Annotated in this window: 22 protein-coding genes; 14 read left to right on the top strand and 8 right to left on the bottom strand. The window is 62.8% G+C overall.

Annotation, left to right across the window (positions count from 1 at the left end; translation table 11 throughout):
* Window positions 1–4: 4 nt before the first annotated feature.
* The 5 genes from nrdE (at window position 5) to AB4Y81_RS01490 (ending at window position 7,343) form a co-directional block, all read left to right on the top strand.
* Entirely contained in the window at window positions 5–2,146 is a 2,142-nt protein-coding gene (nrdE, locus tag AB4Y81_RS01510; protein ID WP_018777793.1) for a class 1b ribonucleoside-diphosphate reductase subunit alpha, read from the top strand.
* A 121-nt stretch (window positions 2,147–2,267) separates the two neighbouring features.
* Window positions 2,268–3,242, top strand: a complete 975-nt coding sequence (gene nrdF / locus AB4Y81_RS01505; RefSeq protein WP_011775019.1) for a class 1b ribonucleoside-diphosphate reductase subunit beta — start codon at window positions 2,268–2,270, stop codon at window positions 3,240–3,242.
* A 276-nt stretch (window positions 3,243–3,518) separates the two neighbouring features.
* Window positions 3,519–4,577, top strand: coding sequence for an iron ABC transporter substrate-binding protein (locus tag AB4Y81_RS01500; RefSeq protein ID WP_039241728.1), 1,059 nt, complete (start codon window positions 3,519–3,521; stop codon window positions 4,575–4,577).
* A 4-nt stretch (window positions 4,578–4,581) separates the two neighbouring features.
* Entirely contained in the window at window positions 4,582–6,180 is a 1,599-nt protein-coding gene (locus AB4Y81_RS01495; protein ID WP_179128429.1) for an ABC transporter permease, read from the top strand.
* 47 nt (window positions 6,181–6,227) lie between these two features.
* A complete protein-coding gene (locus AB4Y81_RS01490) occupies window positions 6,228–7,343 on the top strand; it encodes an ABC transporter ATP-binding protein (RefSeq protein ID WP_441994927.1) in 1,116 nt (371 codons plus the stop codon).
* A 5-nt stretch (window positions 7,344–7,348) separates the two neighbouring features.
* Here the strand turns inward: AB4Y81_RS01490 and AB4Y81_RS01485 are convergent, their stop codons facing one another.
* Window positions 7,349–8,698, bottom strand: coding sequence for an HNH endonuclease (locus tag AB4Y81_RS01485; protein WP_441994926.1), 1,350 nt, complete (start codon window positions 8,696–8,698; stop codon window positions 7,349–7,351).
* A gap of 43 nt (window positions 8,699–8,741) precedes the next feature.
* Entirely contained in the window at window positions 8,742–9,830 is a 1,089-nt protein-coding gene (locus AB4Y81_RS01480; protein WP_441994924.1) for a PDDEXK nuclease domain-containing protein, read from the bottom strand.
* A 60-nt stretch (window positions 9,831–9,890) separates the two neighbouring features.
* Here AB4Y81_RS01480 and AB4Y81_RS01475 point away from each other — a divergent pair, with 60 nt between their 5' ends.
* Together AB4Y81_RS01475 and AB4Y81_RS01470 are read left to right on the top strand one after the other, a co-directional pair.
* Window positions 9,891–10,382, top strand: a complete 492-nt coding sequence (locus AB4Y81_RS01475; protein WP_039241721.1) for a DNA alkylation repair protein — start codon at window positions 9,891–9,893, stop codon at window positions 10,380–10,382.
* Between the two features lie 67 nt (window positions 10,383–10,449).
* Complete coding sequence (locus AB4Y81_RS01470; protein ID WP_413304701.1) at window positions 10,450–11,955, top strand: FAD-dependent oxidoreductase; 1,506 nt, start codon at window positions 10,450–10,452, stop codon at window positions 11,953–11,955.
* On the opposite strand, the gene AB4Y81_RS01465 is transcribed toward AB4Y81_RS01470, so the two are convergent.
* Entirely contained in the window at window positions 11,952–12,932 is a 981-nt protein-coding gene (locus tag AB4Y81_RS01465) for a hypothetical protein (protein WP_422757012.1), read from the bottom strand. The two genes, AB4Y81_RS01470 and AB4Y81_RS01465, sit on opposite strands and share 4 nt — an antisense overlap.
* A gap of 92 nt (window positions 12,933–13,024) precedes the next feature.
* On the opposite strand from AB4Y81_RS01465, the gene AB4Y81_RS01460 reads away from it, so the two are divergent.
* From AB4Y81_RS01460 to AB4Y81_RS01445, 4 genes are all read left to right on the top strand, one after another.
* A complete protein-coding gene (locus tag AB4Y81_RS01460) occupies window positions 13,025–13,501 on the top strand; it encodes a DedA family protein (RefSeq protein WP_441994921.1) in 477 nt (158 codons plus the stop codon).
* A gap of 31 nt (window positions 13,502–13,532) precedes the next feature.
* Window positions 13,533–14,336 (top strand): thioesterase family protein, encoded by an 804-nt coding sequence (locus AB4Y81_RS01455; protein ID WP_018777783.1) that lies wholly within the window; start codon window positions 13,533–13,535, stop codon window positions 14,334–14,336.
* On the top strand, window positions 14,336–15,085 hold the full coding sequence (locus AB4Y81_RS01450; protein ID WP_018777782.1) for a lipoate--protein ligase family protein: 750 nt from the start codon (window positions 14,336–14,338) through the stop codon (window positions 15,083–15,085). The genes AB4Y81_RS01455 and AB4Y81_RS01450 overlap by 1 nt, the downstream gene beginning before the upstream one ends.
* Window positions 15,086–15,169: 84 nt before the next feature.
* Window positions 15,170–17,497 (top strand): FdhF/YdeP family oxidoreductase, encoded by a 2,328-nt coding sequence (locus AB4Y81_RS01445; RefSeq protein ID WP_441994918.1) that lies wholly within the window; start codon window positions 15,170–15,172, stop codon window positions 17,495–17,497.
* A 9-nt stretch (window positions 17,498–17,506) separates the two neighbouring features.
* On the opposite strand, the gene AB4Y81_RS01440 is transcribed toward AB4Y81_RS01445, so the two are convergent.
* The 3 genes from AB4Y81_RS01440 to AB4Y81_RS01430 form a co-directional block, all read right to left on the bottom strand.
* Window positions 17,507–18,145 carry an MBL fold metallo-hydrolase gene (locus tag AB4Y81_RS01440; RefSeq protein ID WP_441994916.1) on the bottom strand — a complete coding sequence of 213 codons (639 nt, stop codon included), beginning with the start codon at window positions 18,143–18,145 and terminating at the stop codon, window positions 17,507–17,509.
* The gene (locus AB4Y81_RS01435; protein WP_018777779.1) at window positions 18,142–19,227 is read right to left on the bottom strand and encodes an S-(hydroxymethyl)mycothiol dehydrogenase; all 1,086 of its coding nucleotides are present in this window, start codon (window positions 19,225–19,227) and stop codon (window positions 18,142–18,144) included. Before AB4Y81_RS01435 ends, AB4Y81_RS01440 begins: the two co-directional genes overlap by 4 nt.
* A gap of 142 nt (window positions 19,228–19,369) precedes the next feature.
* Window positions 19,370–19,627: a mycoredoxin gene (locus AB4Y81_RS01430; protein WP_018777778.1), complete on the bottom strand. Its 258-nt coding sequence runs from the start codon at window positions 19,625–19,627 to the stop codon at window positions 19,370–19,372.
* 168 nt (window positions 19,628–19,795) lie between these two features.
* On the opposite strand from AB4Y81_RS01430, the gene AB4Y81_RS01425 reads away from it, so the two are divergent.
* Window positions 19,796–20,542, top strand: a complete 747-nt coding sequence (locus tag AB4Y81_RS01425; RefSeq protein WP_441994992.1) for an SOS response-associated peptidase — start codon at window positions 19,796–19,798, stop codon at window positions 20,540–20,542.
* Window positions 20,543–20,545: 3 nt separating this feature from the next.
* On the opposite strand, the gene AB4Y81_RS01420 is transcribed toward AB4Y81_RS01425, so the two are convergent.
* Window positions 20,546–20,935 (bottom strand): hypothetical protein, encoded by a 390-nt coding sequence (locus AB4Y81_RS01420; protein WP_018777776.1) that lies wholly within the window; start codon window positions 20,933–20,935, stop codon window positions 20,546–20,548.
* 59 nt (window positions 20,936–20,994) lie between these two features.
* Entirely contained in the window at window positions 20,995–21,531 is a 537-nt protein-coding gene (locus AB4Y81_RS01415; protein WP_064722224.1) for a TetR/AcrR family transcriptional regulator, read from the bottom strand.
* 58 nt (window positions 21,532–21,589) lie between these two features.
* Here AB4Y81_RS01415 and AB4Y81_RS01410 point away from each other — a divergent pair, with 58 nt between their 5' ends.
* Together AB4Y81_RS01410 and AB4Y81_RS01405 are read left to right on the top strand one after the other, a co-directional pair.
* A complete protein-coding gene (locus AB4Y81_RS01410; protein ID WP_189075502.1) occupies window positions 21,590–22,645 on the top strand; it encodes an FAD-dependent monooxygenase in 1,056 nt (351 codons plus the stop codon).
* Between the two features lie 81 nt (window positions 22,646–22,726).
* Window positions 22,727–23,059 carry a DUF6504 family protein gene (locus AB4Y81_RS01405; protein ID WP_018777773.1) on the top strand — a complete coding sequence of 111 codons (333 nt, stop codon included), beginning with the start codon at window positions 22,727–22,729 and terminating at the stop codon, window positions 23,057–23,059.
* Window position 23,060 lies beyond the last annotated feature (1 nt).

Genomic DNA, 23,060 nt, shown 5'->3' with positions numbered 1-23,060 from the left:
CGCTGTGGACACGGCCAAGAAGCCGCTGCCTGAGGCCTATAAGGGTCTGGGCTATCACGAGCTCAACGCCATGCTCAATCTGTATGGTCCGAACGGTGAGATCCAGTTCGAAGCCGACCGCGAAGCTGCGCACCAGTACTTCCTGCAGCACGTGAACAACAACACCGTGTTCTTCCACGATCTCGAAGAGAAGCTCGACTACCTGGTCAAGAACCAGTACTACGAGCGCGAGACCCTCGACCAGTACACGATGAACTTCATCCGCGAGCTCTTCAACCGCGCCTACAAGAAGAAGTTCCGCTTCGAGACCTTCCTTGGCGCGTTCAAGTTCTACACGTCCTACACGCTGAAGACTTTTGACGGCAAGCGTTTCCTGGAGCGCTACGAGGACCGTGTCTGCATGGTTGCCCTGCACCTTGCCCGCGGCAATGAAGAGCTGGCCAACCGCCTCGTCGACGAAATCATCGACGGCCGCTTCCAGCCTGCTACGCCGACGTTCCTGAACGCCGGCAAGGCCCAGCGTGGCGAGCTCGTCTCCTGCTTCCTGCTCCGCATCGAAGACAACATGGAGTCGATCGCCCGCGCCATCAACTCCGCCCTTCAGCTGTCCAAGCGTGGTGGCGGTGTAGCACTCTCGCTCACCAACATCCGTGAGCATGGTGCCCCGATCAAGCAGATCGAAAACCAGTCCTCCGGTGTCATCCCCGTCATGAAGCTCCTCGAAGACAGCTTCTCCTACGCCAACCAGCTCGGTGCCCGCCAGGGTGCAGGCGCCGTGTACCTGCACGCGCACCACCCGGACATCCACCGCTTCCTGGACACCAAGCGCGAGAACGCTGACGAGAAGATCCGCATCAAGACGCTCTCCTTGGGCGTCGTCGTTCCGGATATCACGTTCGAGCTCGCAAAGAAGAACGAGGACATGTACCTCTTCTCGCCGTACGACGTCGAGAAGGTTTACGGTGTTCCGTTCTCCGACATCTCGGTAACCGAGAAGTACTACGAGATGGTCGACGATTCCCGGATCAAGAAGACCAAGATCAGCGCCCGCGAGTTCTTCCAGACCCTCGCGGAGATCCAGTTCGAGTCCGGCTACCCGTACATCATGTTCGAGGACACCGTGAACCGGGCCAACCCGATCGACGGCAAGATCACCATGAGCAACCTGTGCTCGGAGATCCTGCAGGTTTCCTCGCCGTCCATCTACGCCGAGGACCTCAGCTACGAGACCGTGGGCAAGGACATCTCCTGCAACCTGGGCTCGATGAACATTGCCAAGACCATGGATTCGCCGGACTTCGGGCTTTCCATCGAGACATCCATCCGCGCCCTCAGCGCTGTCTCGGACATGTCGTACATCAACTCGGTGCCTTCGATCGCCCAGGGCAACGCCCAGAGCCACGCGATTGGCCTCGGCCAGATGAACCTCCACGGCTACCTTGCCCGTGAGCACGTCCACTACGGTTCCGAAGAGGGCCTGGACTTCACCAACATCTACTTCTACACGGTGCTGTTCCACGCCCTGCGCGCGTCCAACCGCCTGGCCATCGAGACCGGCCAGAAGTTCGGCGGTTTCGAGAAGTCCACCTACGCAAGCGGCGAGTTCTTCGACAAGTACACCGAGCAGGAATGGGTTCCGGCAACGGAGCGTGTCCGCGAGCTCTTCGCCGGCCACCACATCCCCACCCAGGATGACTGGCGCGAGCTGAAGGCATCCGTCATGGAGCACGGTATCTACAACCAGAACCTCCAGGCCGTTCCGCCTACCGGTTCCATCAGCTACATCAACAACTCCACCTCGTCGATCCACCCGGTGGCCGCCAAGATCGAAATCCGCAAGGAAGGCAAGATCGGCCGCGTCTACTACCCGGCTCCGTACCTGACCAACGACAACCTGGAGTACTACCAGGATGCCTATGAAATCGGCTACGAGAAAATCATCGACACCTACGCCGCTGCCACGCAGCACGTGGACCAGGGTTTGTCCCTGACGCTGTTCTTCAAGGACACCGCCACCACGCGTGACATCAACAAGGCTCAGATCTACGCATGGCGCAAGGGCATCAAGACGCTCTACTACATCCGTCTCCGCCAGCTCGCGCTGGAAGGGACCGAGGTTGAGGGTTGCGTCAGCTGCATGCTGTGATCGACCTTCAACGGTTGATAAATTGCGGTAGTTGCCGCGCTCATAACTGAAAAGCACGACGGCGGGTCACCACCCGCCGTCGTACGCTTACCTTAAGAACCCAACGCTAAAAGGGGATGAAATGACCGAAAAGGTCAAGCTGCTGACACACGTCGAGGCCATCAACTGGAACAAGATCCAGGACGACAAGGACGTGGAAGTCTGGAACCGGCTGGTCAACAACTTCTGGCTTCCGGAGAAGGTGCCGCTGTCCAACGACGTCCAGTCGTGGCACACGCTCACGCCGGATGAGCAGCAGCTCACCATGCGTGTTTTCACCGGCCTCACCCTGCTGGACACCATCCAGGGCACGGTGGGCGCTGTCTCGCTGATCCCGGATGCGATCACTCCTCATGAAGAAGCCGTGTACACCAACATCGCTTTCATGGAATCCGTGCACGCGAAGTCCTACTCGTCCATCTTCTCCACCCTGTGCTCCACCAAGGAGATTGACGACGCTTTCCGCTGGTCGCTCGAAAACGAGAACCTGCAGAAGAAGGCGCAGATCGTCATGGATTACTACCAAGGCGACGATCCCCTGAAGCGCAAGGTCGCTTCCACTCTGCTGGAAAGCTTCCTGTTCTACTCGGGCTTCTACCTGCCCATGTACTGGTCCTCACGCGCCAAGCTCACGAACACGGCTGACCTCATCCGCCTCATCATCCGTGACGAGGCCGTGCACGGCTACTACATCGGCTACAAGTTCCAGAAGGGCTTGGAGAAGGTTTCCGAGGCCCGCAAGCAGGAAATCAAGGACTACACCTTCGAACTTCTCTTTGAGCTGTACGAGAACGAAGTCCAGTACACCCACGACCTCTACGACGGTGTCGGCCTGGCCGAGGACGTCAAGAAGTTCCTGCACTACAACGCCAACAAGGCCCTCATGAACCTTGGCTACGAGGCCATGTTCCCGGCTTCGGTCACCGACGTGAACCCGGCCATCCTGTCGGCCCTGTCCCCGAACGCTGACGAGAACCACGACTTCTTCTCCGGCTCGGGCTCTTCCTATGTGATCGGCAAGGCCGTCAACACGGAAGATGAGGACTGGGAGTTCTAGTTCGTCCAAGTGATCGGAAATCTGCTCGGGATCAGCTGCGGAAGCGGCTGGTCCCGAGTTTTTTTGTGCTCTGAGCGGCCCGGTGACCGCCAAGCGTTTGAAGTATTAGGTCATGTAAGACTTGCGTAATTATGGTGATACTGATCACTTTTAGGCCATCCGGCTTTGCAGGTAGGCAAGCCTTACCTACTCTTACAGAAGCGCGCCTTCCCAACACTCAGGCCTGCACGGACGAAGGTCCCCCAAGAGTTTTTGTTCGCAGAAAGAAGTCCCCCCATGAACATCCCCAAGAAAGCGCTGGCCGGAATCGCCCTCGCGGCAACCGCAGCACTTGGCCTCAGCGCCTGCGGCTCCAACGCCGGCAGTGCCCCCGCTTCTTCCGGTTCCGCCTCCGGAGGCACAGTCTCCGGTGAAATCACCGTGTACAACGCCCAGCACGACACCCTGACCAAGGAATGGGTGGATGCCTTCACCAAGGAGACCGGCGTTAAGGTCACCATCCGACAGGGCTCGGACACGGAATTGTCCAACCAGATCGTCCAGGAAGGCCAGGCTTCCCCGGCTGACGTCTTCCTGACTGAGAACTCTCCGGCAATGGCGCAGGTAGAGAACGCAGGGCTTTTCGCCGACGTGGACAAGGCAACCCTTGACCAGGTCCCCGCTGAATTCCGTCCGTCCACCGGCAAATGGACCGGCATCGCTGCCCGCTCCACCGTCCTGGTGTACGACAAGAACAAGATCAGCGACGACCAGCTGCCCAAGTCGATGCTCGATTTGGCCAAGCCGGAGTGGAAGGGCAAGTGGGCAGCGTCGCCGTCCGGCGCCGACTTCCAGGCTATTGTTGCCGCGCTGCTTGAGCTCAAGGGCGAAGCTGCAACCGAGGAATGGCTCAAGGGCATGAAGGAAAACTTCAAGGCCTACAAGGGCAACAGCACGGCCATGAAGGCAGTCAACGCCGGTGAAGTCGACGCCGCGCTGATCTACCACTATTACTACTACGGCGACCAAGCCAAGACCGGCGAAAACTCAAAGAACGTCACCCCGTACTTCTTCAAGAACCAGGACCCGGGAGCTTTCCTTTCCGTCTCCGGTGGCGGCGTCCTCAAGTCCGCCAAGAACGCGGCCGCTGCCCAAGCATTCCTGAAGTTCATCACCGGCAAGCAAGGCCAGGAAGTCCTGAAGAACGGCACGTCCTTCGAATACGCCATCGCCTCTCAGGTGGATGCCAACGCCAAGCTCGTCCCGATCAAGGACCTGCAGGCTCCCACCGTGGACCCGGCCAAGCTGAACTCCGCCAAGGTCACCGAGCTGATGACCAAGGCAGGGCTCCTCTAGTTCTGTGATCACCGACCTCCCGGCTTCCCGACCACAAGGAACGGAAAGCACGACGACGGCGGGCAAGGGCAAACGCCCTCGCCCGCCTTTCGGCGTTTCCACCGTGTCCATCCTGGCAGTGCTGATAGCCCTGTTTTCGCTTCTTCCGCTGGGCTACGTCGTCTACATGACCGTCGCGACCGGCTGGGACACCGCCGTCCAGCTCATCGTCCGCCCGCGCGTGGGTGAGCTGCTGCTCAACACGATCCTGCTGACCGTCATCACCATCCCGCTGTGCTTGCTGCTGGGGGTCGGTGGTGCGTGGCTGGTGGAGCGGACAACGCTCCGGGGGCGCCGCTGGTGGGCCGTTGCATTGGCTGCCCCGTTGGCTATCCCTGCATTCGTCAACAGCTACGCCTGGGTTTCGGCCGTGCCGTCCCTTGAAGGGCTGTGGTCCGGGGTGTTGATAGCGACCCTTTCCTACTTCCCGCTGGTGTACATACCCGCCGCTGCCACGCTTGGCCGCCTGGACCCGGCGATCGAGCAATCCGCCGCCTCCCTTGGGCTGGGTCCGTGGGCAGTGTTCTTCCGGGTGGTCGTGCCCCAGCTCCGCATTGCCATGACGGGCGGGGCCCTGCTCGTTGGACTGCACCTCCTGGCCGAGTACGGCGCCTTCGCCATGATCCGCTTCGACACCTTCACGACGGCGATCATGGTCCAGTTCCAGTCGACGTTCAACGGTGCCGCCGGCAACATGCTGGCCAGCGTCCTGGTGGTGCTCTGCCTGTTCCTGCTCCTTGCTGAAGTGAAGAGCCGCGGGACGGCGCGCTATGCACGCATCGGATCGGGTGCCCAAGGCAAGACCACGCAGCTGCCGCTGGGTGGTTACCAGCTGCCGGCCCAACTGAGCCTCTTGGCGCTCACTGCGCTGGCGTTCGGTTTGCCGCTCTGGTTTGTCCTGAAGTGGGTGATGGCAGGAGGCGCCGAGGTCTGGGAGGCGGAGGAATTCCTTCCGGCACTTCTTCAGACCCTCCTGTACGGGGCTGTTGGAGCGGCTGTGACCACTGTGGTTGCCTTCCCCATGGCTTATCTGGCTGTCCGGCACCCCAGCTGGTTCAGCAAGCTGCTTGAACTCTCCAACTACGTCACCAGTTCCCTTCCGGGAATTGTCGTTGGCCTGGCCTTTGTGACCGTCAGCATCCGGGTGGTGCCAGGTGTCTACCAGACGGCAGGAGTCCTCGTTGCGGCCTACGTGTTGCTGTTCCTTCCCCGGGCGTTGGTCAACCTGCGCTCCGGCCTCGCGCAGGCTCCCAAGGAACTCGACGAAGCTGCGCAATCCCTGGGCAAGGCCCCCTTGGTGTCGTTCTTCAAGGTGACGCTGCGGCTCACGGCCCCGGCCGCTGCCGGGGGAGCGGCCCTGGTATTCCTGGCCATTGTCAATGAACTGACGGCCACGCTGCTCCTGGCGCCCAACGGTACACGGACCCTGGCCACCGAATTCTGGAGCAAAAGCAGCGAGATCGACTACACCGGGGCAGCTCCCTATGCCTTGCTGATGATCCTGCTCTCGGCTCCCATGACGTACCTGCTTTTCCAACAGTCCAAGAAAGTAGCCGGACAGTGACAGAACAAGCCCCTTCCCGACTTCCGTCGCCCCGGGTGGCACCCTCCGTGGCCCCGACCACGAACTCACACCTGGACATTTCCGAGGTCACCAAGAATTTCGGTTCCCAGGCTGTCCTTAAAGGAGTGAACCTCTCGGTCGCCCGCGGCGGGACCACCGCCATCGTTGGCCCGTCCGGCTCCGGTAAAACCACGTTGCTTCGGCTCATCGCGGGCTTCGAACATCCGAACACCGGTTCCATCAGCTTGAACGGCCTTCCCGTGGCGGGAGAAGGAGTCAAGGTCCCGGCGCATAAACGCCACGTCGGGTACGTTGCCCAGGACGGTGCACTGTTCCCGCACTTGACCGTTGGACAGAACGTCGCCTTCGGTTTGGAGGCCGGCAAGCTCGACGGCGGCCGCCGGGCTGTGCGGGCCCGTGTGGAAGAACTGTTGGACATGGTCTCCTTGGACCCCGCCATGGCAAAGCGACGTCCGCATCAGCTCTCCGGCGGGCAACAGCAACGCGTCGCCTTGGCCCGTGCGCTGGCACGCGAACCGGAACTGATGCTCCTGGACGAGCCCTTCTCGGCCCTCGACGCAGGCCTGAGGGTGGCCACCCGCCGTGCCGTGGCGAAAGTTCTCAACGCCGCAGGGGTGACCACCATCCTGGTCACCCACGATCAGGCAGAGGCCTTGTCCTTCGCCGACCAAGTGGCCATCATGCGTGGCGGGCGGCTGGCCCAGATCGGCAACCCCTTCGTGGTGTACACCCGTCCGGCAGACCGGGCCACGGCAGAATTCCTGGGCGAAGCAGTCATTCTCGACGCTTGGATGGAGGGCTCCCTGGCGACGTGTTCCCTCGGTGGCATTGCCGTCCGGCGACCACCGGCCCAGGGGAAGGTCCAGCTCATGCTGCGCCCGGAACAAATCCGGATTGCCCCGGATGGCCCGATCCGTGGCGTTGTGGTCGATACCGACTACTTCGGCCCCGAAACAACGGTGCGCATCAAGCTGGGCGCTTACACGGCCCTGGATGGGGCCGGGCAGGGCCAAAGCCATCGCTACCCGGGCGGTGGCGAGATCATTACCATCCGGCACTGGAACGCGTCGATCACCAGGCCGGGCACGGAACTTTGCCTCCGTGTAGTGGGTGAAGGAGTGGCTTTCCCTGTAGGGGAGTAGCCAGCTCAGGTGCCACCTGCCGTGACACGCAGGTGGCCCGGCAAGGGAGGAGCCTGGGAACGGTAGCTATGCCCGGTGGGCGTCCGGACTTCCAAGGTATGGACGGAGTCGGTGTCGTTCCGGCCCGGCTCTGTTGTGCTGCTCCAACCCGGGTTTTCTTTAGTGTGGTTGCAGGCTTCGCAAAGTCCGGCGCCGTTGTCCAACGAGGTGGATCCGCCACGACGCCAGGGGACTATGTGGTCGATGTGCCGAATGGGCGCGTCGCAGTACGGTGTCCGGCACAGGTTGTCACGAACCTCTATGAAGCGGCGCATTCCCTGCGGAAAGAAGCGGGACCTCGAGTCCTCGGCGATGAGCTCCCCGGTGCCGGGGGCTGTGTAGAGGCGGCGAAGCCAAACATGGAAATCACTGTCGGGATCGCCGAGGGTCTTCGTTGTGGATACAAGGTCTCTGGCCCACTGGGCGGGGACAACCCCATAGCCGGTCAGCCGCGCCGGTTCGGAGTCGTTGGCCAGGAGGGTGCGGTCTGTCATCACCAGCTGCAGGTCAATCCCGGAATAGCCGGCGGATGAACCGGTGATCCGCTCAACCAGGGTGTCGGCCATAACTTGGCCCCGACCGCGTTGCTCACCACCAGGACGGGACCGGGCTGAGTCGGCGGCCCGCGTGAGTGCCGCGTAGGCTGCGACGCCTTGGGCTACCGGAAGCAGGGCGGTCAGGATGGTCATCGTGTCAGGTGCCGGCCGCAGACTCACGGTCCTCTCATTCGCGGCACGTGCAGCCCGCTGGGTTACCGAACGCGGATCACGGCGATAGGCTGCGGCTTTAGCAGCGGCAATGATGGCCTTGTCCCCGGCGCCTTCGAAGGTTCCGGTATCCGGCGCGAGCTCTTCATCCACGGCCGCCCGATCCTCAACGGACAAGCAGGCGGTCTCCTTGACGAGTAGGGTGGCTCTCCACTCATTCAACAGTCCCGCATCCACGGCGGCCATGGTGTGTGGCATCTCCGTGACCAATGCCCGGGCCAAGCCAAGGAGTCGGGAGCCACGGTTTGGGGATTCCCGCCGGGCGAGCGCCACTTGCGCGCCTACACCCTTGCCACGCTCGGAAGCCGGGACTCCGGCCTCAGCCTGCTCAGCGCGTTGGGCAAGGTCGAAGGCCACAGTGATTTTGGCCTGAAGTCCCGAGATGGCCGACTTCATGTCTTCCAGTACCCGCAGTTGGTTGATCAGATCCCTGCTTATCGAGCTGGGAGTGGCTGAGCCTGGAACGGCGGGGAACTCCCGGTCAGACGGAACCGGCATCAGCGCGGCGCTGACTCCTGCACCCACTGGTCTCTCCGGCTTTCGTCCCATGTTCCTACTTTGACAGGAGGCTCCGACATTATTAGCCGACGGGCTAACCCCGTAGCCGGGCAGCCTCACTCGCCAGCTCGGCTTCCAAGGCCTCAATGCTGGGCAGGCTCGCAACCAACTCCTCGGGCAACGAGTCGGCCAGGGAAGTCCGCCACTCCGCGATGCCCACAGGTGCGTTGAAGCCGCGTAAGGCGTACTCGGCCACGACGCTGTTCTTCTCCTTGCACAACAGCAACCCGATCGTGGGTTTGTCGTCAGGGTGCGCCATGAGGTCATCCACCGCTGCCATGTACATACCCAACTGGCCGAGGAAGCCGGGCTCGAACTTCACGGCCTTCAGCTCGATCACCATGTAGCAGCGCAGTTTCAGGTGGTAGAACAGCAAGTCGGCGAAGAACTCGTCGCCGGCAATCTCCAGCCGGACTTGCTCGCCCACAAAAGCAAAACCCTGGCCCAGTTCCAAAAGGAATTTCTCCACGTGCTTCACCAACTGCAGCTCCAGGTCCCGTTCGGTGTGACGGTCAGTCATGGATAGGAAGTCAAAGACGTAGGGGTCCTTGGTTGCCTGCTGGGCGAGGTCCGAGTCGGCGGGGACCATGGTGGCCTTGAAGTTGGTGATCGCTTGCCCTGACCGCTCGTGCAGGCGGGTGGAGATCTGGTGCGTCAGCACGTTGCGCGACCAGCCATGCCGGGCAGCCGCCGCTGCGTACCAAAGCCGCGTTGCGGCGTCGTCGAGCTTTTCGAGCAAGGCGATCTGGTGGTACCAGGGCAATGTTGCAAGCGGCGCTTGCAACATTGGAAAGTCGGGCCATGCCTGGGCGAAGCTCTTCATGTAGCGCAGGTTCCTGGGGGAGAAGCCCTTGGCTTCAGGGAATCTGGTGCGGATGTCGGCGGACAAGCGGGTGACCACCTTTGCTCCCCAGCCTTGCTCGGATTCACGCTCGACGAGCTGGCGTCCGATGCTCCAGTACGAGTTCAGCAACTCCGAGTTGGCAGCGGCCTGGGCGCGGGTCCTGCCCACCCGGATTTCCCGGGCCACGGTGTTGAGCAGTGTGGGGTACCAATCGGGCATGGAGGACGCAGCCGGCACGCCTGGAAACGAGGCCTCGGTTGCGAGCTCTTTGGACGGCATGTTGCTCCTGTCGATTGCTGGTGTCATCACGCTAAGACCGGGCACTGACAAAATAGACGGGTGAGTGAAGCTGGCGAATTCGTGGACTACACCCTGCAGATGGAATCGACGTGGGAGCGGGCAGAAGAGGCCAGTGCGCGTCTCGGCGAAGCCTTGAAAGTGTATGGCGCCTCCGTGGGGGCCGTTCGCGGGACAATCCGGGATGCGCTGAAGCGTTACAAGAACCTCGGCCATGACGAGATCACGGCGCTCAGCTCTGAATTGTGGGAACAGCCGGTCTTTGAGCGCCGTCTGGCCGCGGTGGTGTTGCTGCAGAGCAAAGTCGGTGTCCTCATTAACACAGACCTCACCCGGATCGAAGGCTTTATCAGGCAGTCCGGCACCAGGGAGCTGGTGAACCCGCTTGCCACTGATGTGGTGGGTCCGCTGCTGGCACGGCTGGAAGGCCGGGCAAGGGAACGCGCTGAACGCGTGCTCGAGCGCTGGGCTGAAGATCCCGACCCTGAGCTTCGGCGAGCAGCGGCATTGGCCTCAGGTGCTGCCACCCCTTGATAAGCATCAGAGACCGGCCTAGCGTTTCCCTACCGCGTACCAGCGGAATCGAGAGGCAGGTCGATCCATGAAATCGCTGTGGTTGGACAGGGAGTCCCGCTTCACATCCGATGCCGTCCCCGAAGAAAAGCACTTTGACACGATAGTTGTGGGTGCCGGGTTGACGGGCATGGTGGCGGCATTGTTGTTGTCCCGTTCCGGTCAGCGCGTGGTGGTCTTCGAGGCGCGCACCTTGGGGGCGGTGACCACCGGCAACACCACGGGCAAAGTGAGCCTCCTGCAAGGTGGGGCGTTGTCGGCCCTGCGCGGCCAATATCCGCTCAAAGTGGTCCGGGCCTATGTCGAAGCCAACAAGACGGGGCAGGCGTGGCTCACCCAGTACATGGAGCAGCAGGGCGTCCCCTTCCAGCGCCGGACCGCGGTCACCTTCGCCACCACCGACGACGGCGGCCAGCGGCTCCGGAAGGAAGCTGCCGTTTCGCGGGACGCGGGTTTGGATGTCCATTTCAGCCGCGATCCCGGATTGCCGTTCCCGGTTGTGGAGGCGCTGGAGCTGGAAGACCAGGCCCAGATCCACCCCATGGATGTCCTGGAGACCCTCGCCAGTGATATCCGGGAACACGGTGGCCTGATCGTCGAAGGCGTGCAGGTCCGGAATGTGGGCTCAGAACTGCCCCTTGGGGTTTCCACCAGCCGGGGCACGTTTACGGCCGACACTGTTGTGGTGGCCACGGGAACGCCCATCCTTGACCGCGGCCTGTACTTCGCCAAGCTGGAACCCAACCGTTCCTACGCGGCCGCCCTTCGCATGCCGGGCCACATACCCCAAGGGATGTACCTGTCCATCGACGCGCCCACCCGGTCCCAGCGTACCTATCCCGCTCCTGACGGCGAGTTGCTCCTGGTAGGCGGGTACGGCCACACCGCGGGCCGCGCGATGTCGCCGCAGTCGCATCTCGATGACCTGCTGGGATGGGCCAACCAGCACTACCCCGGCGCCGAGGTCACCCACAGGTGGTCGGCACAGGATTATCAGGCAACCAACCTCATGCCGTTCTTCGGCAAGCTGCCCCGTGGACGCGGAAGGATCTTTTTCGGCACCGGCTACAACAAGTGGGGGATGAGCAACGGCGTCGCCGCTGCATTGTCCATCACCTCTGACATTCTGGGCGGTCAGTCCGACTGGGCCACCACCATCCATCACCGGGTGACGTCACCCCAAGGGGCCCTTCAAGCCGTGAGGCTCAACGCCAGTACCGCGAAACGAATGATCGAAGATAAGGCGAAAGTCAGAAAGAACCCCGAAATTACAGACGAGACGCATCCACCCGAAGGGACCGGCGTCGTTGGGTTGTACAAAGGCGAACCCGCCGCGGTTTCCACCGTGGACGGCAAGGTCTGCATGGTCTCCGCCAGCTGTGCCCACTTGGGCGGCCTGCTGACCTGGAACGACGCCGAGAAATCATGGGACTGCCCGCTTCACGGTTCAAGGTTCACGCCCGAAGGGACATATCTTGAGGGGCCGGCAACCCATGACCTGGACAAGACGGTGGGCAAGAAGACGAAGGGCTAGCCAAGCCGGTCGACGCGGCGCTGGGCCTGGTCTGCGCTGCGTCGGAGTTGGGTTGCCGTCCTGACTGCGAGCTTCTTGCCGGACTCCGCGGAGTCCGCATCACGCGCAAGGCCAATGAGGTCGGCTTCCAGCGACGCCAGGCGTTTCTTCACCTCGGCAATTTCCGCCTCGACGTCCGAGCGCCGGCGAGCCAGCTCGTTGACGGCCTCCCACGCCGCGGAAGCCTTCTTCTCGGCGTCCTGTGCCTCCCTGTCGGCGGCCTGGAATTCGTCCTGGGCCTGCTTCAAGGCAGCCTGACGTTTTGCCGCGCGGCGATCGGCCAGGGAAGTTGCTTGTTCCTTGGGTGCTTGTTCCTTCGGTTCCTTTTCCTTGTTTGCCGCTTCCTTGGCAGCAGCTGCTTTCTTCCGGACTGGCTCCGCGGCCGGCCCTGCTTCGGTCCCCGCCGCGCTGCCGGAGCCAGCGATGTCCTCCGCAGAGGCCGCTGCGACGGCGTCCGTCAGGTCTACGGACTCGAAGCCACTTCCGCTCAGCCCCCGCACCAGCCTCCCCGTGCCTACGGCCCGCGCGGCTCCGGCGTCGGCCATGGCTGCCCTGAGTGTTTGTTCCACGTCCGATGCCGCGGCCGCGCTCAGTGGCGCGCCCAATTCATCGGCAAGTTCCTTTGCGGCGTGGACGGAGGACGTCAATTGCCCCTGCCGCTGCTGGCTGAGCTCGCGGAACGCCGCGGCATCCGATTCTTCCTGGGCGGCGCGCAGGGAGGCGCCGAAACGCACGACGCCGTCAATCACCTCCGGCCTGTGGGCTGCCAGCATGTTGATGGCCCAGGCGCCGGCGGCCGGCTTGGGCAGGCGGCCAATCTCTTGTGCGAGTTCCTTGTTACCGTCTTCTTTGGCCACGCGCACCAACGACGTTCGTGCGGAGGTGAAGTCGCGAGGCAGCACGGCATACAGCTCCTGGGCGGCCTCATGGAGATCCATGGATCCATCCTAGGGTTCCGTTACTGCCGTTGCCGTGAGCGAATCTTCAAAGCGCCGGGGCTTAGGGTAGCCTAAGTCGAGTGGACCAGATCATGAGTTTGCCCTTCGGCGTCGCCTTGGCAGCGCTGTTCGCCATCGTCATGATCCGTGTCAATGTCACGTACTGGATTGGTCGTGGGGCAGTTACCGGCTTTTCCCATACCCGTTTCGGCGCATCGCTGGAGCGGCCCAAAGCGGCCCGCGCCCAAGTCCTCATACAGCGATGGGGACCCTACGCCGTCGTGCTTTCTTTCCTGACCATCGGCCTGCAGACGGCCATCAACCTGGCCGCCGGAGTGGCGCGCATGCCACTGAGGCGTTACCTGCCGGCCGCCATAGCGGGATCGGTGATCTGGGCTTTCCTCTATGCGACCATTGGGCTCGCAGCGCTTGAGGCATGGCTGGCTGTCGCCGCAACATCGCCGCTTGGAGCGGCCATCGGCTTGGTTGTGGTGGCTGCCGCGGTTGTCTGGGTAGTTGTGATCCGCAGGCGTCGGGCGGCACGCAAATCAGCGGATACAGTGGTCTGAGTTCTACTGCTGGATCGGCGAAAGGCTCGGATTGACTACTGCATTACCGGAACTGGCGGACGGTGATTTCTACTACGAATCATTGGGTGATGGCCGTTTCCGCTCGACGATCCACGCCCAAGGCGCCTGGAATCCGCACGAACAACACATGGCACCGGCCTCGGGCATCCTCGCCGATGCCCTGGTTCGGCATGAGCCCAGGGACGATGTCCGTCTTGCCCGGATCAGCTATGAAATCCTGGGCCTCATCCCCGGTGGCGAGTTTCAGGTCACCACCTCGACGCTGAGGCCGGGAAAGACCATCGAACTGATTCAGGCTGAACTTTCAGCAGCCGGTCGCGTGGCCATTCGGGCTGCGGCCTGGCGGATGATCACCAGCGATACCAGCGCGGTTGCGGCGGTGGAGGACGAACCCCTGCCTGCCCCGGACGAATGCAAGCCCTGGGATGGTGCCAGTGTTTGGCCAGGCGGGTATATCCGGTCCCTGGAGATGCGTCTTGCCGAGGGGCACCGACCCGGTTCGGGAAAGGTCTGGATCCGGACATCCCATCCGCTGACGGACCAGGCGGACAGCACGGACCTGGCCAGGCTGATGGGCCTCGTGGATACTGCCAACGGTATTGCGGCACGTGTTCCGCCGGGCGAAGACAGCTACATCTTCCCGAACGTTGACCTGCAGATCCACATGTATCGCTCGCCCTCCGGCGAATGGCTGGGCCTGGACAACAAGGTCTCGTTTGGCGCCGATGGAATCGGGTTGACCTCCACGGTCCTTCATGACGTCCACGGACCCTTCGGCAGGGCCGAGCAGATCCTGACGCTGAGGAAAAGCTGATGCAGGCAGCCGCCGAAACCCGCAAGCAGCTCACGGTTTACCGGCAACAGGAATCCCTCGGAGCTGCCGGCGACCTCGATTTTGCCCTGGAACTGTTGAAGCGTGCCCGCGGTGGCCAGCTGGGCCCTTCCCTTCGCTTGTACCGTCCCGAACCCACGGTCGCGTTCGGTCAGCGGGACGCCAACCTGCCGGGATTCGCCGCTGCGGAAACAGCCTGCCGGGAGCTGGGTTTCGAACCACTCATACGCAAGGCAGGCGGCCGTGCTGCCGCGTATCACCAAGGCAGCCTGGTGATAGACCACATCGAGCCGCATCCGGACGCCATTGTCCGTGCAAAGGCGCGCTTCGCGGAGTTCGGGGAGCTGCTGGCCAGTGCCCTTCGCAGCGTTGGCGTCCATGCCGCCGTCGGCGAGATCCCGGGGGAGTACTGCCCGGGTGAGTTCAGCGTGCACGGCGAGGACCCTGATTTTCCCGCCCACCGGATCAAGCTCATCGGCACCGCCCAGCGGGTGGTCTCCGGCGGCTGGTTGTTCAGTTCGGTGATCGTGGTGGAAAACTCCGGGCCCATCCGGGACGTGCTCACAGCCAGTTACGGCGCACTCGGCCTGGAGTGGGACCCGGCAACTGCCGGCGCTGCCAATGATCTGGTGCCGCATCTGGATGTCACCACCGTGGAGGCCGCCGTCGTCGAGGCTTACCGCGGTTATGCGGACGTGGTCGACGGCGACTTCCGCAGTCTTGCGGGTTGACCGCCTCAGCTTCGTTGAGCCTGTTGCACGCCGGGTTTAGGCTGGGGTGATCAATTACCCAATCACGCGAATCGCGGTGTAGCGATGGGCCGGAAACAGCATCCCATAGAGGATTCCGACGCGGAACTCAGCGTCGGTCCACCCAAACGGTCCGCTGGTGGTTTGCCGAGCTTGACTGAGACACTGCCGCACGCCATGTCGTCCATGGGGCCGGTGAGGGCCTGGAAGACACTCCGGGCTGTCAACCAAAAAGAAGGCTTTGACTGCATGAGCTGTGCGTGGCCCGATCCCCCCGAACGCAAACGTGCTGAATTTTGTGAGAATGGCGCCAAAGCCATCGGCTGGGAGGCGGAGCCTCTGAGGATCCCTGCCGCTTTCTGGGCGGAAAATACCTTGGCTTCGTTGGCGCACCGGCCGGAGTATTGGCTCGGCCAGCAGGGCCGTCTGGTGGAACCGGTGTACAAAGCTGCAGGCGCGGACCGGTATGTGCCCATTGGCTGGGACGAGGCGTTCGGAATCATCGCACAGGAGTTGAACGCCCTTGAGTCGCCGGACCAGGCTACGTTCTATACGAGCGGGCGGACCAGCAACGAGGCCGCCTTCCTCTACCAACTGTTCGTACGGGCTTTCGGGACGAACAACCTTCCCGACTGCTCAAATATGTGCCACGAGTCCACTGGCGTTGCCATGGGCGAGACGATCGGTGTAGGCAAATCAGCGATTACGTACAAGGATTTCGCGGCATCGGACTTGATCATCATCATGGGACAGAACCCGGGCACCTGCCATCCACGGATGCTGACCGCGTTGGAAGAGGCCAAACAGGCGGGCGCGAAGATCGTGGCCGTGAATCCCCTGCCGGAAGCGGGCCTGATCAATTTCCGGAACCCCCAGCGTCCCCGGGGCCTGGTTGGAAAGGGCACGGACCTGGCGGACCAGTTCCTGCAGATCCGCTTGGCCGGCGACATGGCGTTGTTGCAAGCAGTATCCAAGCGGGTCCTTGATGCTGAAAGCGCGGCGCCCGGGACAGTCCTGGACAGGGCCTTCATCGATACCCAATGCCAGGGTTTCGTGGGTTTTGCCGCGCACCTGGCAACACTGGGCGAAAGCGAAGTCCTTGCCGCGACAGGGCTGAGCAGTGACGAAATCGATGAACTCGCTGGAAGCTACCTCCACGCCGGAAAAGTCATCATCACCTGGGCCATGGGGCTGACCCAGCATAAGAAGGCCGTGTCCACCATCAAAGAGATCATTAACCTCCTGCTGCTGCGCGGTAACATCGGCAAGCCGGGGGCCGGTCCGTCTCCCATCAGGGGCCACAGCAATGTCCAGGGCGACCGGACCATGGGCATTTGGGAAAAGATGCCACCACGGTTCCTTGCCGCCCTGCGGGATGAGTTCGGCTTCGATCCGCCCCGGAATCCCGGCGTTGACGCAGTGGACAGCATCCGCGGTATGCGGGACGGCAGGATCAAAGTGTTGGTGGCGCTCGGTGGCAACCTCGTCCACGCGATTTCGGACACCGCGGTGGCGGAGGAAGCCGTCAGGCGGACGCGCTTGTCCGTGCAGATCTCCACCAAGCTGAACCGGTCACATGTGGTGGTTGGTGAGCAAGCGCTGATCCTGCCCGCTTTGGGACGCACGGAGATAGACCGGCAGGCTGGGGTTGCGCAGTTCGTCACTGTGGAGGACACGGTCTGCGCGGTGCACAGCTCCGCCGGTACGTTGGAGCCGATCGCTGCCGGCGTGATGTCCGAGGTCGCCATTGTTGCCCGTTTGGCTGAAGCGGTCCTTGGCGGCAAGGTGCCGGTTGATTGGTCGGGTTTGCGGTCCGACTACGACGCCATCCGCGACCATATCGCGCACGTTGTGCCAGGTTTTGACGGCTTCAATGATCGTATTCGCCAGAAAGATGGCTTTGTTTTGCCGCACGGACCCAGGGACAGCCGGACGTTCCCGACCCCCTCCGGAAAGGCCATGTTCACGGTCAATGATCTGGAGACCATCGAGCTGCCGAAAGGGCGGCTGATTTTGCAGACCATCCGGTCCCATGACCAGTTCAACACCACGATGTATTCGTTGAACGACCGCTACAGGGGTATCAGGAAGGGGCGCATGGTTCTGTTCGTCAATCCCCAGGACCTTGGGGAGTTGGGTCATGAGGACGGTTCCTACGTGGACGTTCACAGCGAGGCCGACGACGGCGTGGACCGGGTTCTGCGTCAACTGCGGGTGGTTGCGTACCCGACCGCCAGGGGCTGCGCGGCTGCGTACTACCCCGAAGCGAACGTTCTCGTCCCGCTGGACTCGACAGCAGACGAAAGCAACACACCTGCTTCGAAGTCGGTGATTATTCGCCTTGAGCCGGCCGCCGCCCCGGAGTTCGAGGGGGCGGCCGGCAAGGAGGGTTGAGGCGCAGTGTCAGTGGCCGCGAGCTATCCATTCATCCAGGTGCGGTTTCTCCGCGCCGATGGTGGTGGTGTCGCCATGGCCCGTGAGGACAACGGTCTCTTCGGGCAGTGTCAGGAGTTTGGTCCTGATGGACTCGATGATGGTGGGGAAGTCGCTGTAGGAACGCCCTGTTGCACCTGGTCCGCCCTGGAAAAGGGTGTCTCCGCTGAAGAGCGTGCCTTCGCTGGGCAGGTGGAAGGACACCGAGCCGGGTGAATGACCGGGCGTGTGGATTGCCGTGAGCTGTGTACCGGCCACAGTGAACTCCTGGCCGTCCGTGATGGCAGCGTCAGGGTTCTGCCCGGGGAACACCGATTCCCACAGCATCCAGTCGTCCTGGTGCAGGTGGATGGGTGCTTTGACCAGTTCGCGGAATTCGCCTGCCGAGCTGATGTGGTCGTCGTGTCCGTGCGTGAGCAGGATTGCTGTGACCGTGCGGCCGTTCACGGCGTCCAAGATCGCGGCAGGGTTGTGGGCGGGGTCTATGACGATGCATTCGGAGTCGTCGCCGATGATCCAGACGTTGTTGTCCACGTCCCAGGTGCCACCGTCCAAGGAGAAGGTTCCGGAAGTGACGACGTTGCTGATGCTGAGGCTATCGGTGCTCACAGTTCAACCACCGATCGCAGGACGGCGCCGTGGTGCATTTTGTCGAAGGCCTCTTCCACCTGGTCGATGGTGATGCGTTCGGTGACGAAGGCATCCAGGTCCAGCTTGCCTTGTTTGTAGAGGTCCACCAGCATGGGGAAATCGCGGGACGGCAGGCAGTCGCCGTACCAGGAGGATTTGAGGGACCCGCCGCGGCCGAAAACGTCCAGCAAGGGCAGTTCGAGGGTCATCTCCGGCGTGGGAACGCCGACAAGGACGACGGTGCCAGCCAGGTCGCGTGCGTAGAAGGCCTGCTTGTAGGTTTCGGGACGTCCGACGGCGTCGATCACCACATCTGCGCCGAAGCCGCCGGTGAGAGCACGGATTTCCTCGACGGGGTCCCCTGCGGAGGAATCAACGGTATGCGTGGCGCCCAGGTCCTTGGCGCGTTCGAGCTTCTTGGCGTCGATGTCCACGGCGATGATGGTGGTGGCGCCGGCGAGCGCGGCGCCGGCGATGGCTGCGACACCCACGCCACCGCAACCGATGACGGCGACTGAATCGCCGCGTTTGACTCCGCCGGTGTTCAGGGCTGCGCCGAGCCCTGCCATGACACCGCAGCCGAGCAGTCCAACGGCGGCAGCGTCGGCGTCGGGGTCTACTTTGGTGCACTGGCCCGCGGCGACCAAGGTCTTTTCGATGAAGGCTCCGATGCCCAGCGCCGGGGAGAGTTCGGTGCCGTCTTCGAGGGTCATCTTCTGGGTGGCGTTATGGGTGTTGAAACAGTACTGGGCCTGACCGCGCTTGCAGGCGCGGCAGTTGCCGCAGACGGCACGCCAGTTCAGGACAACGCGGTCGCCGGGGGCTACCTCCGTGACGTCAGGGCCGACCGCGCTGACCACGCCGGTTGCTTCGTGGCCCAGCAGGAAGGGGAAGTCGTCGCTGATGCCGCCGAGCTTGTAGTGCAGATCGGTGTGGCAGACGCCGCTTGTGAGGATGTCCACCAGGGCTTCGCCGGGGCCGGGTTCGGGCACAAGGATGGTTTCGAGGGTTGCGGGTGCGCCTTTGGAGCGGACGACGACGCCTTTGACTGCGTGGACCATTGGAGTGGTTCCCTTCGGGCTCGCGGAGGGCGGGCCCGGTTAATGCAGCAGGGCCCGCTACGGATTCCCATTCTGTCTATCACAGGTGGCAGACAGTGTGCGGATTGTTCCGAGCGGGCCCAGCGGCCGTATGCGGATGGACCTAGGCGGCGAGGCGGCTTTCCACCTCGGACGCCGAGGGGTTGGTCGCGGCAGTTCCGTCCGGGAAGAGGACGGTGGGTACCGTGCGGTTGCCTCCGTTGAGCTGCTCGACGAGTTCGGCCGTGCCATCTACTTCTTCGATGTTGATCTCGGTGTAGCCGATGCCCTTGGCGTCCAGCTGCTTCTTCAAGCGGTTGCAGTAGCCGCACCAGGTGGTCGAGAACATGGTGATGGTGCCGGAGTCGGGAGTGAAATCCACAGAGCTCTCCTCAGTATTTGTCGTTTGCACGGAGTGGTTCGTTCGTAACAACGGTAACCCGGTGCCGAATAATTCCCGTCCGGCGACGAAGACGGGTTGCCTCACACGCCCGCGCTGGTGCGTTTTCCCGGGAAAGGGCAGACTGTTGCCATGTGTGGACGTTACGTAATGGCCCGTGCGGTGGGAGACCTGCTCGCCGATTTTAATGCCGAACTTGAGAACGAGATCGCCCTGGAGAAGTCCTGGAATGTTGCCCCGACGGACGCGGTTCCGATCGTTTTGGAGCGGTTGGTCGATGACAACGTCAAGAGGCAGCTCCATGTAGCCAAGTGGGGGCTGGTGCCTTCCTGGGCAAAGGATCCCAAGGGCGGGGCGCGGCTCATCAATGCCCGCAGTGAGACCCTTCTGGAAAAGCCTTCCTTCAAGAAGGCTGCTGTGGCCCGCCGGTGTGCGGTGCCGGCTGACGGCTACTACGAGTGGAAGAAGGGCGAGGGAAAGAACAAGCAGCCCTATTATGTTCATCCGGGCGACGCGCACGGTCTGGTGTTTGCCGGTTTGTATGAGTGGTGGCGGGACCAGGCGGCACCGGCGGACGATCCGGGCCGCTGGCTGCTGTCGATGTCCATCCTCACCGCAGACACTCCGACGGCGGACTCGGCCCGAACACGGCGCAGCGCCTCCGTATTCGACGAACTCACTGCGCTCCATGACCGTGTTCCGTTGCCGATGAGCACAGAGACAATGGAGGCATGGCTGGATCCGCGGGAGAAGGACGCCGCAGGGCTGGTGGACATGGTCCGTTCGAGGGCGCACGATGCTGCTGCTGACTGGACGCTGGACCCGGTGGGGACCGCCGTCGGAAATGTCCGCAACAACTCACCGGAACTTATCGAACCGGTGGAAGGACTCTTCTGAGAGTCAGAGTGCTTCGTTCACCGGCACGCCGGACTGGAATTCCCGGCCGTCAGCTTCGCTGAAGGCGGTCATGACGTGGCCTTTGCTGAGTCCGTGGATAGCGGACATGGGAAAGTTCCCGGTGATGACGTTGCCGGAATGCTCCACGCCTTTGATGTCGTAGTTTTCCTCCGCGCTGAGCGAGTGGTTGAAGGAATAGAACGAAATCGCTTCGCCGTTCATGAACTCGATGCCGAGCCGGCGCTGTGAGGAGTAGTCTTCGCTGGCAGCAACAAGGCCCACGACGTAAGCGCCGGAGCCTGGTATGTTGCCGTCAATTTCGAATCGGGCCACGAGGTGGTCGTCCGCGGCGGAGATGTTGACCTGCTTCAGGAGTGCGTCATTGGTGCTCATGCCACAATCCTGCTCTGCGGACCGGCTGCCGTCCACCCCTCCGGGTCATCCAGGGCCGCTCACCCTTCCAGGAGCAGTTGGATGTTCTTGGCGACAGCTGCCTTGTCGACGCCTTTGCCCTTGCGTGCGGTGAGCAGGTGCAAGGCCAGGCCGTCGCTGTAATCGGATACCGCTTCGGCGCGGGCCCGGGGATCGGATAATCCCAGGCGTTCGAGCAGCTGCGCCAAAGCGGAGACCAGCCGCTCATGACCGGCGGCCACTGTTTCGGGCTGGTCGAGGGCGAAGACGAATCGCGCCCTGGTGAGCGTGGCGTTCGTATCGGTGAGTCCCATGACCGCAGCGGCGAGCTGCTCCGCCAAGGCCGCCGTCGTCGTCGGAAGCTCCCTGTGGTCACCTTGCAGCAGGAGGCTGTCCAGTTCTTCAACGCGGTCGACGGCGGCACCCACCAGGGCGGCGCGGTTGCGGAAGTAGTTCGACGTGGTTCCGAGGGCGACGCCGGCCCGGGCATCGACGGCACGGTGGGTCAGTCCTTTGAGGCCCTGCTCGGCGACGACGGCGAGCGCGGCGTCGGCTAGCTGGGTTCGTCGGTCGGCCATGGCCAAAGTCTAGCTTCACTCCCTGTTGTTACTACAAATGTAGTAGTACAGTGTGGGCATGAAAAAGGTGAACATCATCGGTGGGGGCATTGCCGGCCTGGCGCTCGCAGCAAGACTGGACCCGGGCGCGTTCGACGTCACGGTGTACGAACAAAGGCCCCAGCTGCCAACCGTGGGGACAACACTGGCCATGTGGCCCGGAGCCCAGGATGCCTTGTCGAAAATCGGAATCCTCGGTCCTGTGCGGAGCCGTGGATCCGTCATCACAGCCGGAGCCCTGCGCAGCCCCCAGGGAGAAGCGGTGCTGTCCATGGAAGGGGGAGGGCTGGTGGGCATATCCCGGCCCGAGCTGCTGAGGCTGTTGAACACGGCGGTGCCGTCATCGGTAAGCCGCGTGGTGGGCAGGGTTGACAGTGTCCCGGGTGGAGCGTGGCTGACCGTGGGTGCGGACGGGGTCAACAGTGTGGTCCGGCGAAGCCATTGGGGCCAACGGAGCGCCGCCAGGCCAACCCCGTACCTGGCCGTCAGGGGAGTGGTCCCAAGCACGCCCCAGGCCGGTGATGTCGGCGAGTACTGGGGCAGGGGAGAGATCTTCGGCCTGGCACCAGCGGTAGGCGGAACCAACTGGTATGCCTCCTACCGGTCGGATCTTGGACCGGACAAGGTGGATGTCCTCGAAGCCCTGGACGTTACCCGGCGCCGCTATGCCGGATACTCGGAGGCCGTAAAGGCTGTTCTTGCCCAGGCGTCACCGGAAACCTCCCTGGCCCAGCGCATCTGGACAACCCCGCCATTGGCCCGCTACTCCCGGGGCAACGTGGTGTTGGTGGGGGATGCTGCCCACGCCATGACACCAAACCTGGGCAGGGGCGCCTGCGAAGCGCTCATCGATGCCGTGACGTTAGGGGACCTGCTCAACGAACAACCCCCGGATTCCGCGCTCGCCGCCTATGGCAGGAAGCGCGTCCTCCGCACCCAGCAGCTAAGGCTCGCCTCGGCCCTTATGGGAAGCGTCGCGCTGGCGCAAGGAATGCAACCGTGGCGTGATGGCCTGCTGAGGCGGGTTGGAAAGCGTGTCTCCAAGGCTTCTGCACAGGCCGGATCTTCGAAGTAGGTTTTGCCCGTACGTCGGCGTAAACTGGAATTATTCGAACATACTTTCGAATCAAACCGGACCGGCGTAACGAGGTGTGAAATGGGGCTGTTCAGCGAGTCCGTCGGAGTGATCTGCACGGAAACAGGCCAGCCACAGGAAGTTCAATGGAAAGGGACGCAGTACACCGTCACCAACGAGCCCGTCCGTTGGTTCGAACGCCGCCAATGGTGGGTCGAAGAAAACCGTGCACCCATCGGCGCCGGCGCAGGCCTGGTCGACCACGAGATCTGGCGCGTCCAGCTTCAACCACAACAGAGCGGCCAAGCCATCACACTGGACCTGGTTCGGCACCTCGGCAGCGGCCGGTGGAGACTGCTCCGCATCCACGACGCCGCCCCGGCCCGATCCGTCGAACCAGACGAAGCAGCGTGAA

It is taken from the genome of Paenarthrobacter sp. TAF1, from assembly GCF_052113825.1.
Classification (GTDB): domain Bacteria; phylum Actinomycetota; class Actinomycetes; order Actinomycetales; family Micrococcaceae; genus Arthrobacter; species Arthrobacter nicotinovorans.
The sequence above is the reverse complement of the archived record's forward strand: the minus strand, read 5'-3'. Positions and strand labels throughout refer to the sequence as shown.

What these genes read in the sequence shown, in the direction of transcription:
- AB4Y81_RS01480 (WP_441994924.1), bottom strand. Translation starts at nt 9,830, where the DNA reads ATGCCGTCCAAAGAGCTCGCAACCGAGGCCTCGTTTCCAGGCGTGCCG.
- AB4Y81_RS01500 (WP_039241728.1), top strand. Translation starts at nt 3,519, where the DNA reads ATGAACATCCCCAAGAAAGCGCTGGCCGGAATCGCCCTCGCGGCAACC.
- AB4Y81_RS01435 (WP_018777779.1), bottom strand. Translation starts at nt 19,227, where the DNA reads ATGGTCCACGCAGTCAAAGGCGTCGTCGTCCGCTCCAAAGGCGCACCC.
- AB4Y81_RS01470 (WP_413304701.1), top strand. Translation starts at nt 10,450, where the DNA reads ATGAAATCGCTGTGGTTGGACAGGGAGTCCCGCTTCACATCCGATGCC.
- AB4Y81_RS01445 (WP_441994918.1), top strand. Translation starts at nt 15,170, where the DNA reads ATGGGCCGGAAACAGCATCCCATAGAGGATTCCGACGCGGAACTCAGC.
- AB4Y81_RS01450 (WP_018777782.1), top strand. Translation starts at nt 14,336, where the DNA reads ATGCAGGCAGCCGCCGAAACCCGCAAGCAGCTCACGGTTTACCGGCAA.
- AB4Y81_RS01425 (WP_441994992.1), top strand. Translation starts at nt 19,796, where the DNA reads ATGGCCCGTGCGGTGGGAGACCTGCTCGCCGATTTTAATGCCGAACTT.
- AB4Y81_RS01485 (WP_441994926.1), bottom strand. Translation starts at nt 8,698, where the DNA reads ATGGGACGAAAGCCGGAGAGACCAGTGGGTGCAGGAGTCAGCGCCGCG.
- AB4Y81_RS01415 (WP_064722224.1), bottom strand. Translation starts at nt 21,531, where the DNA reads ATGGCCGACCGACGAACCCAGCTAGCCGACGCCGCGCTCGCCGTCGTC.
- AB4Y81_RS01410 (WP_189075502.1), top strand. Translation starts at nt 21,590, where the DNA reads ATGAAAAAGGTGAACATCATCGGTGGGGGCATTGCCGGCCTGGCGCTC.
- AB4Y81_RS01420 (WP_018777776.1), bottom strand. Translation starts at nt 20,935, where the DNA reads ATGAGCACCAATGACGCACTCCTGAAGCAGGTCAACATCTCCGCCGCG.
- AB4Y81_RS01465 (WP_422757012.1), bottom strand. Translation starts at nt 12,932, where the DNA reads ATGGATCTCCATGAGGCCGCCCAGGAGCTGTATGCCGTGCTGCCTCGC.
- AB4Y81_RS01460 (WP_441994921.1), top strand. Translation starts at nt 13,025, where the DNA reads ATGAGTTTGCCCTTCGGCGTCGCCTTGGCAGCGCTGTTCGCCATCGTC.
- nrdF (WP_011775019.1), top strand. Translation starts at nt 2,268, where the DNA reads ATGACCGAAAAGGTCAAGCTGCTGACACACGTCGAGGCCATCAACTGG.
- AB4Y81_RS01405 (WP_018777773.1), top strand. Translation starts at nt 22,727, where the DNA reads ATGGGGCTGTTCAGCGAGTCCGTCGGAGTGATCTGCACGGAAACAGGC.